The 17,639-nt window shown below is 38.9% G+C and carries 10 protein-coding genes; all 10 read right to left on the bottom strand.

Annotated features, from left to right (window positions below):
• Window positions 1-41: 41 nt before the first annotated feature.
• The gene (locus HDC90_RS15935; RefSeq protein ID WP_184468069.1) at window positions 42-1,004 is read right to left on the bottom strand and encodes an acetyl-CoA carboxylase carboxyltransferase subunit alpha; all 963 of its coding nucleotides are present in this window, start codon (window positions 1,002-1,004) and stop codon (window positions 42-44) included.
• Window positions 1,005-1,719: 715 nt separating this feature from the next.
• A complete protein-coding gene (locus HDC90_RS15930) occupies window positions 1,720-3,279 on the bottom strand; it encodes a S10 family peptidase (RefSeq protein ID WP_184468067.1) in 1,560 nt (519 codons plus the stop codon).
• Window positions 3,280-3,436: 157 nt separating this feature from the next.
• Window positions 3,437-3,838: a hypothetical protein gene (locus HDC90_RS15925; protein WP_184468065.1), complete on the bottom strand. Its 402-nt coding sequence runs from the start codon at window positions 3,836-3,838 to the stop codon at window positions 3,437-3,439.
• A gap of 428 nt (window positions 3,839-4,266) precedes the next feature.
• Window positions 4,267-6,606, bottom strand: a complete 2,340-nt coding sequence (locus HDC90_RS15920; RefSeq protein WP_184468063.1) for a family 20 glycosylhydrolase — start codon at window positions 6,604-6,606, stop codon at window positions 4,267-4,269.
• 213 nt (window positions 6,607-6,819) lie between these two features.
• On the bottom strand, window positions 6,820-8,415 hold the full coding sequence (locus tag HDC90_RS15915; protein ID WP_184468061.1) for a SusD/RagB family nutrient-binding outer membrane lipoprotein: 1,596 nt from the start codon (window positions 8,413-8,415) through the stop codon (window positions 6,820-6,822).
• A gap of 18 nt (window positions 8,416-8,433) precedes the next feature.
• Entirely contained in the window at window positions 8,434-11,712 is a 3,279-nt protein-coding gene (locus HDC90_RS15910; protein WP_255497708.1) for a SusC/RagA family TonB-linked outer membrane protein, read from the bottom strand.
• Window positions 11,713-11,897: 185 nt separating this feature from the next.
• On the bottom strand, window positions 11,898-12,965 hold the full coding sequence (locus HDC90_RS15905) for a FecR family protein (RefSeq protein WP_184468057.1): 1,068 nt from the start codon (window positions 12,963-12,965) through the stop codon (window positions 11,898-11,900).
• Window positions 12,966-13,555: 590 nt separating this feature from the next.
• Window positions 13,556-14,110 carry an RNA polymerase sigma factor gene (locus HDC90_RS15900; RefSeq protein WP_184468055.1) on the bottom strand — a complete coding sequence of 185 codons (555 nt, stop codon included), beginning with the start codon at window positions 14,108-14,110 and terminating at the stop codon, window positions 13,556-13,558.
• A 111-nt stretch (window positions 14,111-14,221) separates the two neighbouring features.
• Window positions 14,222-16,105, bottom strand: coding sequence for an alpha-amylase family glycosyl hydrolase (locus HDC90_RS15895; RefSeq protein WP_184468053.1), 1,884 nt, complete (start codon window positions 16,103-16,105; stop codon window positions 14,222-14,224).
• 144 nt (window positions 16,106-16,249) lie between these two features.
• Window positions 16,250-17,626, bottom strand: coding sequence for an MFS transporter (locus tag HDC90_RS15890; RefSeq protein WP_184468051.1), 1,377 nt, complete (start codon window positions 17,624-17,626; stop codon window positions 16,250-16,252).
• Window positions 17,627-17,639: the final 13 nt, after the last annotated feature.

The following is a 17,639-nucleotide window of genomic DNA, read 5'->3' as shown; positions in this document are numbered from 1 at the left end:
CAGCATGGCCAAACAGGATTCAAATTTATTTTAGTTAATGATTATTCGTTTACAACACCCATCGCACAGAATTTATCAATTCTCTGTTCAATCAGTTTATCGGTTTTTAGTTTACCTAAAGTGGCTAAATCTTTAACAATATATTCTTTTAATGTTTTGCCCATCAACTCCGGATCCTGATGTGCACCTCCAAGTGGCTCAGGAATAATGCCATCTATTAGTTTGTTCCCAAACATATCATCAGAAGTCAATTTTAAGCACTCAGCAGCTTTCTCTTTAAAATCCCAGCTTCTCCATAAAATAGATGAGCAAGATTCAGGGGAGATTACGGAGTACCAGGTATGCTCTAACATGTATACTTTATCGCCGATACCGATACCCAAAGCACCTCCAGAAGCACCTTCACCTACAACAATGCAGATAATCGGTACACGTAGAACAGACATTTCCAATAAGTTTCTGGCAATAGCTTCACCTTGTCCACGTTCTTCGGCCTCTAAACCAGGGTAAGCCCCCATAGTATCGATAAAAGAAATAACAGGTTTATTAAACTTTTCCGCCAAACGCATTAAACGCAATGCTTTGCGATAACCTTCTGGGTTGGCCATACCGAAATTGCGAAACTGACGCTCTTTGGTGTTTTTACCTTTCTGATGGCCAATAACCATTACCGTTTGACCATTTATAGAAGCAAAACCGCCAATAATTGCTTTATCATCTTTAACCGTTCTATCGCCATGCAACTCAATAAAATCATCGCAGATCATATTGATGTAATCGAGTGTTTGCGGGCGATCGGGATGACGGCTCATCTGAACCTTATTCCAACCGGTTAAATTTTTATATAAGTTATTGGTAGTTTCATCTAATTTACCATCAAGCTCATCTAACGTGGCAGACATGTCTACCTTAGTTTTTTCCGCAACTTGCTTAACCTTTTCTATCTGCTGAACTAAATCGGCAATAGGTTTTTCAAAATCGAATGATGTTTTTATTTGCTGCATAATTGAACCACAAAAATAAGTAATTATTTTTAGTTTGTAACCAACAGTTTTTTGTTTAGAATTTGCGGGACTTAAATCGCTTAATGCATAAGCAAAATTATTCGTTTTTTTGATTTGGAAAGCAAATTGCAGTAGTGTTTTGTTTGAGTTCCGTCCTGCTCTACCTCCTGCCGATGAAAAATCGGCAGGAGGTAGAGCAGGTTTAGATTACAGCTGTTCCTGCTACTATGAGGGGTTTTCGTGTCATTGCCTAAAAAGAGCCTGGAAAAAACACGGGCCTGGAAAAAGGAATTATATATGGATTACCACCAAACGTTCCTACGGAACGTTTAACGCCAATTATACAATTGGCTACCTAGGAGCCGTCCCTATGGGACGGCTTGTGTGATGAAAATCTTACGTTCCATTGGTCAATGTCATTAAGTTAAGCGTTTTTAACCACAGGCGCACAAAGCGGCCTATAGAGACGCCTCCTGGGCAGGAACGTTCATTTTTTCAAAAAAGAAAGGTATTTGTAATGACGAGGGGTTTTAATACCACTAACCTACCTAGCCCTGATTGAAATGGAAAGCCCGCAAACGAGGTACGAGTGCGGACTTGTAATGGAAAGCAGGATTTACGATAATTATTACACAGCACCTGCGCTCCAAATAAATCAAAAAGAGTCGACAACTTTAATAGCAATCTGCATAAGAAAGTTGTCAACTCTAAAATCTTAGAACTTAGCAGCCACGCCTTCCTTTGGCAATGCTTTTTTAATAAACTCGCGGATGTGGTTATTAGCCGTTTTGAGATCATCCTTCCGCAAATACATCATGTGCCCACTACGGTAACCTTCCCAGCTCATACGGTCTTTCAGTTTACCAGCTGCATCTAGCTGCCACATGCTATATTTGGCATTGAAATAATCGCAGGCCCCATCGTAATAACCCGATTGCACCAATAAATGCAGATAAGGATTCTGTGCCATAGCCTGGCGGAGATTATCGCCTGTCTGATCTCCAGATTTATCCCATGGGTATACAGAACCGAACATATTGTATTTCAAATCTGTTTTATAGTTGAGCTCGTTGCGGATGTACATATTAATGGCTGGCGTAAAGGAATGCAACCAAGAGGTTAGCTCTGCATTATAATCGGGTCCTTCGCCTGCACTCATTTTATCGATACCGCGGTAGCGCGAATCTAACCTACCAACGGTAAAGCCTTTATCTCTCAGTAATTCTTTCCAAAAGAAATCGGTTGGTACGTTGAGGTTATAATCTAAAATCACTTTTTCAGAAAGACCTGAGTAACGGGCCATTTTTACGGCAATGGCCTTCTTTTTATCGGCACTCAACATCCCACCCTGCGAAATAGCAGGAATTAATTCGTTAATGGTGAAAGTTTCTACTTCTGGCAGCATTGCTGTTAAATCTTTTGCCTGTAAATCTCCGGCCAGAGCTTTATGGTACCATGCTGTTGCGGCAAAGTAAGGTAAACGCAAAGCTGCATCAACGGGTCCACTACGTTCAATACCCAGTTCGGTTGGCGAAACCAATACCACACCATTTAAATACATCCATTGGCTGTTCTGCAGCTCTAAAGCCAAACCCGAAACACGTGTAGTACCATAACTTTCTCCGATTAAAAATTTTGGAGAGGCCCATCGGTTATTCCGGGTTACAAAAGTATTGATCCACTCGGCCAGGTATTTAATATCGGCACGTACACCAAAGAACTTATTGGTTGGAATATCTTTACTCACGACTCTGGAATAGCCTGTGTTAACCGGATCGATATATACAATATCTGCCACATCTAAAATAGAGAATGGGTTTTCTTTATAACCATAAGGCTGTACGGGATAACCTTCGTCATCAATATTCAAAACCACGGGACCAGTATAGGCGATGTGCATCCAAACTGAAGCTGAACCCGGGCCGCCATTAAAAGAGATTACCAAGGGTCGCTTATTGCGATTTTGCACGTCACTGCGTTCGTAATAAGTATAAAATAAACCAGCAATCGGTTTTCCATCTTCATCCCAAACTGGCAGCGTACCTGTTGTAGCCTTATAGGGAACAGATTTACCATCGATATTTACGGTGTGATTGGTAACGACCGAGCTCTCCACTTTAATGGTCCTTTCATTTACTGAAGATTTCGGTTCGTCTTTAACAGTAACCTGGGTAGTGGTTACGGTCTCTTTAGATTGGCTTTTTCTTGGTTCTTGTTGTGCATATGCAATAATGCCCATGCTTAAAAACGTAGCGAGTATAAATCTGAATTTCATTGTTTTGGTTTGGTTTCTAAATATCAAACTATTGTAGCGTTAATCAAAAAGCGCATTAGAAATGTTACCATAAAAAAACCAGCATAGCTTTTGGCAATGCCGGTTCTGCAAAAAACTGCTGCAATGAAGCAGTAGACTCTTTATTTGGGGTTGTAACTTAAATTACAACGGCTTCTGCACTTGTATCTGAAATTTGCCAACCTATAGTTGGGTTTCCAGTTACCAATACATTTACAAAATATTCATAATAAGACCCGGCTTTATACCCTTCAAAAGTATCGGCATAAATTGGGCCTGAAGAATGAGACACCGATGTTAGCGGAACATTACCCTCTCCCTGTATGGTTACCGTAATGCTAGAATAAACCTGGCCAGTGGTATACTGAAGTGTTGCCACCGCAGCCAGGCCATTACTGGTAGTAAAATTTTTGGTAACCGTAACCACACCCCTCCGCATTACCTTTTTAGGGGAAAGGATTACTTTTTCCGGGGTAAAACTACTAAACAGACAAACTGTAAAAGCTAAAGAAGCGACGAGCAAAGCAATTGTTTTTTTCATTTTCTTTTGTTTAAATGGGTTAAATATTAATTAAAAATAATTTGTGTATAGCGCCAGAAAATACAACTACAATCTTACGCAGTAGTAAAAGTGAATAACCATTAAATTACGGGCCAGATATAGTAGCTTGATAATTAAAGATAATGCTTTACGAAGGATATATTCATCCAAATAAACGCGCAAACGTTTGACTGACAACAGAATACCAAATCTAAAAAAATAACGAAATTAAATATCTGCGACTGTTTAATATTACAGTTTAAATATAGTTTAAGCATAAGAAAACAAAGTCTCAAACTGATACAGCACAAACGTTTGCTTAAAATGTTATTCAAAATGCCGGGAATAAAAAAGCCGACAAGCATATTGCAATGTCGGCGGGTAAAAACTGAATTAATCGAGATGCGGTATTGTTTAACTCTTTTTTATCATTTTAAGGCCAGAATCTCTTCGTCTGACAGGACTTTGTTCCAAATTTGTAATTCGTCTAACTTTCCTTTAAATCCACCTACTGTTTGAAGTGGGAAAAATAAAGTTTCCGATTTGCGGACTTTTGTTTTGTCTTTATCTGTAAACACGATCCAATTATCGTATAATCGCTTTTCGAGTTTACCATTTACATAAAGGCTGGTGCCCTTATTGGTTCCGGTTATCACCACATGCGTCCAACTATTTTCAGGCACAGCATATCCAAAATCAATATCGTAACCTTCTCTTGAAAAGCCAAGTTTGCCAGAGCCTGTTTGTCTTAATTTTACAGTAGCGTTAGGCGATTCGAATAACACTGCACCATCCAAGTTGTTATTGGCAGGGTTTACCCAAAACGAAACGGTATAATTATATCCTATTTCAGTGTATGGCAACCGGGCATAACTATTTTTCCCTGAAAATGATAGAGCATTCTTTGAATATCCTTCTGCGTAAACAGCTCCTGTGGTTTTAATTTGACTATCCTTTTTATCAAAGTTAAACAGGGTTGCAAATGGCGCATCGTTTTTAGATAACTTTCCACTTATATTTAACGAAGGGCCCTCTCCTATTTTTTTACTTAAAACATTAAAATCGTCGAATTTTAAAGTAGTATTACTGCCGCTCCACATCTTTTGCGATAATACCTGCATGGCAGGGAATACCCTGTCGTGTACATCTTTTTCTGTAATTCCATTGCCTACAATATCGTTCCACACCGCGAAAGACCCACCTAATATAGTCGGATCGCCTGGTTTAAACTGAACATTTCCTATCATAGAAGGTGTCCATTTGTTATAAAGATTTTTAATATTCAGGTAATCATAATAATAGCCAGCTGCAGGTACAATATACAACCACCCATCTGGCGTACTGATTTGCTTATAGCCCAGTTTCTTCATTTCAACAGGGTTGGCATAACCGTTATACCAGGTATTCATCACTACATTTTCTACTTTTACAGGAGTAGTACCTTTTGCGTGGGTTAATGCTCCCCAAAGTCTAACCTCTTTTCCAAAACCTTCTACATATTTAATCATGCGATCGGTAAAAGCCCTAAAAACTTCTGCATCTTTTTTAGCATATTCATCTGTACCGATGTGAACCGCTTTACCGGTAAATACCGGCGTGCTGCCAGAAATATACTCTTTAAATACATTTTCCATAACCGTATAACTAAGTGGATTATGCAAATCAAGATGGTCCATGCCATATGCCTTACTGCCAATTTCGGGAACCACTTTGGTAAAGGCCAGTGCATGTGCCGGTGCATCAATTTCCGGAATAATACGAACTGCATACTTATCAGCCAACTGTTGCAGCGCTATAAATTCCTTTTTGGTATAGGAACCATCTTTTGCGGTTAAGCCCGGATAGGTTGTATTTTCTAAACGGAAAGCCGAATAGGTATCGGTCCAATTATCGTTGAAATATTTTTTAAACCCGTTATCATTTAAGTGGATCTGAAAATCGTTCAATTTATAATAAGACATGAACTTCACATAATCCCTTAAAAACTGCAGGCTAAAGAACTTACGTCCCACATCTAACACAAAACCGCGTACTTTAAATTCTGGATAATCTCTTGCTGATCCTTTTGGAATAGCATTTTTCTGCTCCAACAATTGCAGCAAAGTTCTCGTTCCCCAAAACAGCCCCTGATAATTTACGGCACTAATGGCAACATATTCATCTGTATTAAAGTAATAACCTTCTTCGCCAATACTTTTATCCTTTTCATTTAACGTTAAAAAAATATCACCCTTCTTAGGCTTTCCTTTTGCAATTAACAGGTTAAAACCCAACAGATCTTTCAGCTCTTGTTTTAAAATGCTTGCTGCGTTCTTCAATTGTTTTTCATTCGCTGTGTTTAAAACAATTCTGCTTGCTGTAGTTAAAGAGAGAATGCCTTTACCTCCGTGCCATTCGCGTAATGAAGGGATTACAAAAGGCTGTGGATTGACACCTCCATCAGAGAATTTTCCAGGAACAGCGATCTGTTTAGACACATCATACTTTATCGAATCACTTAATTGACTGATCAACTCGAAATACAAGCTCACATTTGTTGCAACCAAAGGGGTAGTTATGCTTCCAGATCCATCAATAATGGGTTCGCAATTACTTCCCTTGAATACCAATAAATAACCTTTGGGACTTGTGGGGAAAATAACTTTCTTATCGCCAGCTTTTATTTCTTTAATATCAGGCACCGATTGAATAACAGTGCTGTCGGCTTGACCAAATAAAAGACCTTGAGTGACAATAATGAAACCAAGAGTAAATAAAATGCTTTTCATATGTAAATGATGAATTATTATAATAACATTAAACACATTGCAGTTTTTTATGCTGAAGATGATGCGCTTATGCGTTAAAGATAAACTAAACTTCTTTATACACTCAAGCAAGTTTTGCGCAAACGTTTGATGAAAATACGATAGAAAATAATGGAACAAAAAAGCCGACACTGCATAAGCAATGTCGGCCAGTAAAAACCGGGATGATATAAATTATTTATCCCACCAAACTCTACCGGTCAGATTATCTCCGCCTGGTACAGCTGCAGAGGCGGCCTTGTAGTTAACCCCATTCTTCGTTGCCTCTTCTACTGGATACGGGAAACGGCGGGGAATAGTTCCATTAGTTGCATTTCCTGGGTAAACCACGGGGCTTAGTGTCGGGAATCCTGATCTGCGCCAATTAGACCAGGTTTCGTAAAAATCTAACATGGTACATGTATGTAGCCAGTATTGGGTATTAATCATTTCTAATCCATTTGCTGGAATATATGGATTGGCGATAGCGTAGGCATCGGCTATTGTGCCCGATATTGCCAGGCTAGCATCGTATTGTGATAAGAAAGTGATACCAGCAGATAAACCATTAGCATAGTGGGCCGCTGCAGATCCGCCAATTGCCCATCTTTGGGCTGCTTCTGCCAATAACAATTCACTTTCGGTATAGGTTAAGATAAAAGTTACCCCGTCTTTCTTAATCATTGCTGGGTTTGGTGATGAATAAGCAGCAAAAGTTGTATAAGAAGCATCTTGCCTAACATCTCTGCCCGCTATACCGCTCAGGTCTTTTCCATTAGGCATTCCTTTTTGTAAAAGCGGATCGGCACTGTAATTAGGATTTTGTGTTTTACTGTTTTCATCAAGATAAAGACCTGTAACCGCAACTTTCCCTAAACGTGGATCGTTCGCTGTTTTTAATTTATTAATAAATGTTTGCGACCACTTCACATAATAATTTTCTTGTCCGCCATCTCCGGCCAGTACCTGACTATTACGGTTCTGAGTTACTCTTGCACCTGATACATCATGTTTAACGAGCGCGTTATCATCATTACTAATCATTGTTTTACCAATAACTTTTTGAGCGTAGGCCTTAGCCGTATTTTCATCTACTTTGGTTAAACGCATGGCTATACGTAACAATAATGTATTTCCAAACCTTTTCCATTTATTAATATCTCCTTTGTAAATGGCATCTCCAGTAACCTTATCTCCATTAATATCCAATGCATTTGTTGCTTCTTCTACTTCTTTTAATAAATCGGTATAAATTGCCTGTTGTTTATCATATTTAGGTGCTAAATTACCTGTGTAATAACCTTGTCCTGCTTCCGAATAAGGAGCATCGCCATACAAATCTGTAATGCGTTCAAAGATCAGTGCTTTCCATAACCGGGCCACCTGCCGAACGTTATTATACTTAGGAGATCCTTTTGTAAATTCAACAATATCTACAATCGGTTTAACCTGCTCTACGTAAGCCCCAACAGTTGTGCTACCCCAGTATGCTGCGGTATAACCCTCGTTAAGTAAATATTTATCACCTGCCCAATAACTCAGCACGGTAGAAAGTCCCTGCATCATGGTTGATGAATAAATGAGGTTTCCTCTCCACGTGTCGTAGGCGAAATCGATACTCCCGGTGTAAGTAAGCTGAGCAGTAGTTAAAGTATAATTGGGATCAAAAGTTGCTGCTCCATACGCAGAAGGGTTGGTATTGATATCTTCGAAATTTTTGGTACAACCCGAGATCATTAACATGCCGATACAAAGTAACAGGCTATATTTTTTTAATATGTTTGTTTTCATTGTTCTGTCTGTTTAAAATTAAAGCTTAACACTAAGGTTTATGCCAAACGTTCTAACTGGTGGTACACCACCCAGTTCCAATCCCGGAAAAGTGGCGTTATAACTCGATTCAGGGTCAATATTATCCGTCTTTTTCATTAGGATAAATAAATTTCGACCAACAAGACTTACATTTAAGCCATGTATCTTGTTATTGAACATTTTGGCAGGAAAGTTATAACCCAGGGTCATCTGCCTGAACTTTATGAAACTAGCATCCTGTACAAATTTATTTGATACGTTATCTGCAGAAAGCTGATAATAAGCTGCAGCAGTATTTCCTAAAGCTTCACGGTTTTCAAGTGTGGCCTGATGTAACCCAAATACATAGCCATAATAATCGGTAGCAGAGAATAATTTCCCGCCCCATTTACCATCAATCAAAAATGATAATGTTGCCCCTTTATAATTAAACTCGTTATTCCAGCCAGCAAACCATTTATTATAAGCAGAGCCATATGCAACAAGATCTCCACGTTGGGGTGCACCGTTTGCGCCGAGCATGATATTGCCCGATGCATCGTACTTATAATCATAAGCCATTACCTGAGAGGCTGCTTTGCCCGGAATATTCTGTAAAAAGCCAACTCCCGACCTTGAAGTAGCAATAAGATTTGAAGTCACACCATCTGCAAGCGAAATTACTTTGTTATCGTTATACGATCCGTTTAAAGAAGAAGTCCATACAAAATCTTTGTTTTTTACCACCTGACCAGACAGCAACAGCTCTACTCCTTTATTTTCTATTTTGCCCGAGTTCAATACCGCACCACTATAACCAGTTGAGGTAGATGTGGTTACAAAAGTGATTTCATCTTTAGATATTTTTTTGTACCAGGTAAAATCAAGGTTTAAACGGTCTCCGAAGAAACGCATTTCTGTTCCAATCTCCAATTCTGATGCTTTTGAAGCCTTTAATGCAGAATTAGGAATATTTACATTCGAAATGGTACCCAACGGCAATCCGTTTAAAACTTCACTTCTTAAACTATAGGTCAACAAAGTTTGATAAGGATCAGTGGCCTGGCCAACTACTGCATAACCTGCCCTAACTTTACCAAAGCTTAAAAATGATGGTTTCCAAAGTTCTGAAAAAACAAATGAACCGCTAATAGAAGGATAAACCACATTTAACTTATTGTCTTTACCAGGAGTTGCCAGTGTAGAAAACCAGTCGGTACGTCCGCTACCAGTTAAATACAAAATATCTTTATATGCGAGTTCTAAAGTACCATATACAGATTGTGTTTCGGCTTCGGATGCGACATAAGCCACTGATTTATTTTTAGCATTTAAAATATTATAAACGCCCATTACGGCAAAATCGGCGCCACTATTGGTCGTTTGAGTTATACTTGTTCTACGGTAGCTACCACCGATATTTGGTGTAATCGAGAAATCTTCGTCTACTTTAAAAGGCTTGCCGATTAATACATCGACGTTAACATCTGCAAATTTGGTAGCCTGCTCTACAATTTTACCGGGAGCATAATAAGCTGTACCCGAAGGCACTACATTTTTATAGGTATCGTTATAAGAATCGCGACCGGCACGGCCTTGTAAAAACAAACCATTATCAAAAGTATAACGGGCATTAAAAGAGCTGATCAAGCGGTCGCGTTTGGTATTGTTTACAAATTCGTTTGCCGCAAACCAGGGATTGGTTGCATAAGCATTGCCTTTATTATACTGAATTTCATTTCCATTTGCATCTTTCCATGGATCGAGGTTTTTTACACTTACACTGGTTGGTAAAAAAGCCACATTATAATTGGCATTACCTGCACCATCTGATACCATCGGCCTGTTTTTAGCCTGCTCTAGAATGTAATTCATGCGGGCATCAATGGTTAAGCGTTTAATTGGGTTAAAGGTACCTACCAGGTTAAAAGATTGTCTGTTTAAGCCAGAATTAGGCACAACCGAAGTATTGTGAACATCGTTGGCAGATAAACGGATGGAACCGCCATCAAAACTTTTATTCAGAGCCAGGGTGTTAGACCATGTGCCTCCGATACGGTAAAAATCTTCTATATTATTTTTCTGTGCAGTATAAGGTCTGCTTACCCCATCAAACTGAACCACGTTAGATCCATCTAATCTGGCACCCCAGCTCGATCCACCTACCTGTGCAGCAGCAGCGGCATCAGTAGGCTTTACACCATTGGCGCCCTGTCCGTAAACGTACTGCCAGTTGGTTCTGTCCATTACCTGCTCTGCAACGTAATTGGTATTAAATTCGATGCTATTGCCCTTTCCGCTTTTTGTAGTGATCAGAATTACTCCTGCTTTTGCACGGTAACCATATAAAGCTGCAGCCGCAGCACCTTTAAGTACTGAAATACTTTCAATATCATCTGGATTTAAATTTCCAACCGCATCCCCAAAATCTGGTGCATTATCGTATTGGCTACCAGAGTTGCCATTGGCATTTAGGTTATTTAAACCTACCGGTTTATTTTCCATCGGTACACCATTAATTACATATAAGGGCTGGTTGGTTTGGCTTAAGCTGGAAACCCCGCGAATGGTTACGCTGGTTGCTGCACCAGCACCGCCTGATGTGGAACTGATATCTAAACCAGCTACTTTACCGACTAAAGAATTGGCTACATTATTTTCTCTGGCCTGCGTTAACGTTTCGCCACTTACCTGTGTAACCGAATAACCTAATGCTCTTCTTTCTTTTTTGATACCCAAAGCAGTAACCACCACATCGGTAAGCTGTTTGGTGTCATCTGCCAGTACGATATCAATACTGTTTTGCGTACCTATTGCGATTTCCCTGGTCTGAAAACCAGCATAAGAAACCACCAAAACTGCATTTTCGGGGGCATTTAAGACGAATTTTCCGTTTATATCGGTAGAAGTGCCAATACCGGTTCCTTTAACCCGCACACTTGCTCCAGGTAAAGCCCCTCCAAGGGCATCTTTTACGGTTCCGCTAATAGGTACTTCTTTATTTTTGCTGATTACGATTAAGCCACCTTCAGAAACAGAATATTTCAGGTTGGTTCTGTTTAAAATGGCTGCCAGCACATCCGTAACCAAAGTATTGGTTACCGTAATGCTTACGTCTTTATTTACCGGAACGTAAGAAGAACTGTAAACAAAATGGTAACTGCTTTGCTGCTCAATAATCTGTAATACCCTGGCTAACTTTGTTTTTTTAACATCTAAAGAAATTTTTTCCTGAGAAAAAACCGATGCCGAAACATTAAGACAGGTAATGAAAACCATAATACAGGCTAGTTTCATTAGCATAATGAATTTTAGAAGCGCCTTATATTTTGGGCGCCCTTGCAGTAAGTAATAATAAATCATATTTTTGTTTTTTTGGTTGCATAAAGTTCTTGGCAGCAATCTGTTTGCGCATAAACTGCCATTAATTAATCAAAAGAGAAATTGTTAAGGGCGGTGCTCCAACACCGTCCTTTTTCTTCCTATTTCGAGATGGTTACCTGTTTTCCTTTTATCTCATATTTAAAATTATTTTCAGCTGCTTTTAAAGCATGTAAAACTTCTTCAATGCTTTCATTTGTAATGGTTGCCGTAAAGCGGTATTTTTCTATCGAAGGATCTGTAAATTTAATTTCAACGTTATACCATTTTTCTAAAACATTCTTAATCTCATCAAAATCCTGATCATAAATTTCGATCCGGTTCTGTGTCCAGGCTGTTTCTACAATGGTGCTGTCTTTAATCTTTGTGTAATGGTTAATGGTAATTTCGGGCTGTAAGGTGGCGTGCTTAGGTAATTTACTTTTCTGCTGCTGAGCAACACCCTTGTAAAAAGTAACTTTCTCACTTGGTTTTAAGGTAATGGTTCCGCCGTTACCATTTACACCTTCCATTGTAATGAGGCCACGGATTAAGGTGGCTTCTGATGTTGTTTCATCAGGATAAGCCTTTACATTAAAAGCGGTACCCAATACATTGATGTTAAAATCGGTTGTGTGCACTTTAAAAGGTTTGTTTTTATCGTGGGACACATCAAAAAAAGCCTCACCGGTTAAGGTTACTTCTCTGTATTGATCGTTAAAACCTTTGGTAACCGATAAAGAACTTTTGGCATTTAAGAGTACTGTTGTTCCATCCTGAAGCTTAATTTTTTTACGCTCACCGCTTTTTGTTGTAAAGATATAAACCTCCTGTGCGGCATTTTCTGTATTGTTATGCTTAAAGTATGTGTTATAAACCAACACTGAGCCAAGCACTAAAACTAATGCTGCTGCAATTTTAAGCCATAAATAATGGTTCAGTTTAACCGCTTTTTCTTCAGGAAACATACTTCCCCTTAAAATCTCAGACTGTTTATTCAATGGGCGTTTATTCCCGCTCAATATCACGTAAAGTTTTTTTGCTTCTGCAATTACTGCAGCCTGCTCAGGGTGGGCATTAATGTACTTTTCCCAATATCCAATGCAAAGCTTGTCGGTACCAGCACAATATTGCTGGAAAGTGCTATCGACAAGAAAATCTTCTGCATTGAATTTACTTCTATCAACCATTATAATTTGCCTTTTATATATCAGTGCCCAAAAGCTTTACTTTTTCCTAAGAAAATTTTAACTTTTTTTTAATGTGACCGAATATATGCCCTGAACAGCATCAGAATAAGGAAATTTAATTTGCAGAAATACATCTTCCGAAGTCTAAAAGGCGTTAAGTTTGGCTGTATTAATAAATATCCTGTTATTTTTCGAAAAGCAATTACAGAAGCTTTTCGGTAAGTATCAGCCCTGCCATCCGCTTTACCTCTCTGCGTTCGGTGCCCGCTCCTGTCAGGTTTAGGTGGCTCAGGCTGTTTTACTATTAGAGGTTGCAGGGTGCAGGACAGTAAACCGCCAAGCCCCCCCCCTAATTCCCTAAACCCGGTAGTAACGGAAATCCTTTTTATTGCTTAAAACAGCATTAAACTATACTTATTGCTGGCATCGATAAATTGCAATAAAAAGATTGAAGTGCATAACGGGGCTACAGTACATACGGAGACTGGAATGTTCGTTTTCAAAACATAGAAAAACTAACTATTAAACCTACCAGATGCTTAAGATTTACGAAGTTTCCCTTACAGCCCCCACTAACTTCGTAAATGATTTTATGTATTAAATTCTTTTCTCAGAATTTTAAGCGCATCGTAAATGGTATTATAGGCTGTTTTTATAGTCTGGTTACTTTGTTCGGCAATCTGCTCATAACTTAAACCTTCAAAAAATTTTAAATGGATCAGCTGTTTTTGCTTAAAGGTGAGTTTTTCCAATGCATTTTTGAGCTGATGCTGCACCAGTTCGTCGCTTTGCACCTTGACAATAAACTCTTCATAACTCATTTCCATCCAATCGCCATCGGCCCCGGCATTAAAAAGCGCATCGTTAATTTTACGCTTTCTTTCTAATATTCTGAGCAGTTTGCGTTTAAGAAAGGTACGCAGGTAGGCTTCAACATGATCAACACGGGTTAAGCTTTCATGTTTTTCCCAAATGGTGGTAAAAACAAGATCTGTAGCTTCGCTAGCGGTATCCGCATCGGCACAAACTCTGATCCCGAAATTTACAAGTGGATAATAAAGTGCCGTATAGAGATCAAAAAATGCATCTTTATCGCCAATCCGTAATCGTTCCCATAATAAGTGATGCGCTAATTTGTTCTCCATTAAATTGTTAGTTGTTATCACAATATTAACTAAAAACAACAAGATTATTATCTGCAGATTTTGATCATTGCAAAAAACCGGTCAGGCTTAAAAAAACAATAGGTTTGAATTCTATTTTAAAGCTGTTTTACTAAAAATGTGATATTCTCCCGGTGCTAAAGTTTTATTATAGCTATTTGATAACAAGTTAATACTACTTCCATCAGCATCAATCCAGGTACCTGATGAACCGAAATCTATATTAGCGACTTGGCTCACTACATCAAAATTACCAAGCACAACAACTGTATTTGCCACTTCGGTTAACTTGATATATTTGATTCCACCAACCAGGTTATAACTTGAGTTTGTTGAATTAAAAATGCTGTTATTCTTTTTTAACCTGATAAATTTAGCATAGGCATCGTACAAAGCTTTACGGTTCGCATCTGTGTAATAATCCCATTTAATCGGTTTTTCACCTGTTCTTCCATTAAAATCGATGCTGATATCGTAACCCAGTTCTCCAAACTGCCAAATCATTTTTGGTCCGGGAATGCTGAACAGAAAGGCAGCTGCTAGTTCTTCTCTTTTTAATGAGGTGGCCAAATTCCCAATTATCGTATAATTTCCTGAAGCATTTCCATAGGTAATATTTTTATAGTTCAAACGCTCCTCATCATGACTTTCGCCGTAGGTAACCAGGCCATCAGATTTGGTAAAACCATGATTGGCATAAAACCCCCATTGAAAATTAGATCCACCCAACCAGCCCATTGTGGCCTCGTTCATATCGCGGTTCAGGTTATTCCAAAGCATCATACCATCGTCTGCCAGTACCTTTTCTTCCGATTCTTCGGTAAAATGTTCTAAAATCACATAAAAATTGGGATCTAAACTTTTGATGTAACCATTATAGTCTTTCCAGATGGCGATACGGCCAGCATCGTATAACCTGAACTGCGCATCATCGGTTGATGCTTTTTGGGTAAAACCTTTCGAAAGATCGAAACGGAAGCCATCAATTTTATATTGTTGCATCCAAAATTTCATTACATCTTTCGAGAATTTTTTGGTGGCTTGGCTTTCATGGTTAAAATCATACCCCACATTAAAAGGATGTTTGGCATCAACATTAAACCAAGGGCTATTTGCAGTAGGTTTTGAACCATCGAAATACAATTGTACCATAGGCGATTGTCCGAAAGAATGGTTCAAAACCATATCCAAAATCACAGCAATACCCCTGCCATGGCATTCATCGATAAAATTTTGTAAAGCCGTTTTGGTACCGTAATATTTATCGGGCGCAAAATAAAATGATGGATTGTAACCCCAGCTTAAATTCCCTTCAAATTCATTTACCGGCATTAACTCAATTGCATTTATGCCCAAACCCGTTAAATAATCGAGTTTGGCCAAAGTTGATGCATAATTATGATCGGCGGTAAAATCGCGGATGAGCAATTCGTAAATTACGAGGTTATCTTTAGCTGGACGGGTAAAGCTGGCATTTTTCCAAGTATAAAGTTGCTGATTAGCCTGCATTACACTTACAATTCCTGTTGTTTTACCTGTTGGATAGACTTTTAAATTTGGGTACGTTGCTGCAGTAATGTATTTATCGTTATCAGGATCGAGTACTTTCTCGCAATAAGGATCCGCAACCTTTAGGTTTCCATCTACATAAAACTGATAGGCATATTCAGTAGTCGGATTTAAATTATCTACCTGAACCCACCAATAATTTCCATCAGGTGTATTTTTCATGGGTAAAGTAGTCGTAGACCAATCGTTAAATTCACCAATCAACGCGACTGATTTTTTATTGGGTGCATACAAGCTTACAATAGCCGATGTTCCGTTGTTGATAAATACCACACCATCTTTAGCTCCCGCAGGTAAGGCTGCTGTTTGGTTTGTTGGCGTTGGTTCTAAGCCAGCGTCTGTTAATGCTTTTTTGCAGGCAGTATTAAACGCTGTTACCAATAGCAGTAGGTAGATAATTTTTTTCATTTGGTTAGAGTTTTTTTATTAATTCACGTCAATAATATCGTTAATGAACTGTGACGACACAGGCCATTGAGATCTTATATTGACCTATTTATATCGTATTGGTCTGTGGGGACACAGACCAAGGAACACAGACCAAGAAATAGTTTATACAGATCTATTTTCTTCTACTCCAAGCTTTGAAGCCAAGATTTCGTCTGTTTTCTTTGGTTCGCGGATAAATACATAACAGATTACAGCAGCTAAAATCATTAAACCACCGCCCAGTTGAACTGCCAAAAGCCTATCGTTATGGAGTACATTACGCATTAACCAACCAAAACCTAAGGAGGCAATAATCTCTGGCAATACAATAAAAAAGTTGAAGATGCCCATGTAGATACCGATTTTATCTTTGGGTAAAGATCCGCTCAACATGGCGTATGGCATAGAAAGAATACTGGCCCAGGCAATCCCCACACCTGTCATACACAAATACAGCATATTTTTATCATGTACCCAAGCTACGCTGATTAAACCGATGGCCCCACAGATTAAACAAAGGGCATGTGTGGTTTTGCGTCCCAATGCATCGGCAATTTTTGGTAACACCAATGCAAATAGAAAAGTAATTACGCTGTAATAAGCGAGTGTTAAACTACCAAAATCTGCGCCTTGTGCATAAACCGGATCAGCAGCATCTTTACCACCAAAAACATTAACAGCAACAGCCGTAGTATAATAGAACCACATTAAAAACAAACCTGGCCAGGTAAAAAACTGAACCAAAGAAACAATCTGCATTCTTTTAGGCATATTCCTCAGGGCAGAAAAAATTTCCCTTGCACCACCACCAAAACCTTTATTGCTTTCTTTTACTTTTTCTTTAAAATCTACATCCTGAGGTGGGTATTCTTTAGTGGTAAGTACCGTCCATAATACAGCGGCGAAGAAGAAAAAAGCCCCTATATAAAAAGAAAACTTTACGTTTTCTGGAATACTTCCTTGTTCTGCGGTGTTGGTTAAATGGAATACATTGTTCATAATCCACGGTAAGGCCGAGGCCACACTACCGCCTAAACCAATCATCATACTCTGCATAATAAACCCCCGGTTAACCTGGCTATCGGGCAATTTATCGGTAACAAAAGCGCGGAAAGGTTCCATGGCAATATTTCCAAAAACATCCAGGATCCAAAGCAAACCCGCCGCCATCCATAAGGCGCTACTATGTGGCATAAAAATTAGCGCTATACTACTCACCAAGGCGCCAATCATAAAATAAGGCCTTCTTCTACCCCATTTTGGGTGCCAGGTACGATCGCTGAGATAACCAATAATTGGCTGTACCAATAAACCCGTTAAGGGAGCTGCTAAAAACAATAATGGAACCTGATCTGGATTGGCACCAAGGTTTTCGTAAATGCGGCCCATGTTTGCGCGCTGTAAATCCCAACCGAACTGGATACCAAAAAAACCAACACTCATGTTGATAATCTGTACGAGTGTTAATTTCGGGTTCTCGAATAATGTTTTTAAGCTCATTTTTTTTTGTTTA

The organism is Pedobacter sp. AK013, from assembly GCF_014205835.1.
Taxonomy (GTDB): Bacteria; Bacteroidota; Bacteroidia; order Sphingobacteriales; family Sphingobacteriaceae; genus Pedobacter.
Note: the sequence above shows the minus strand (reverse complement) of the source record. Positions and strands in the feature narration are given on the sequence as shown.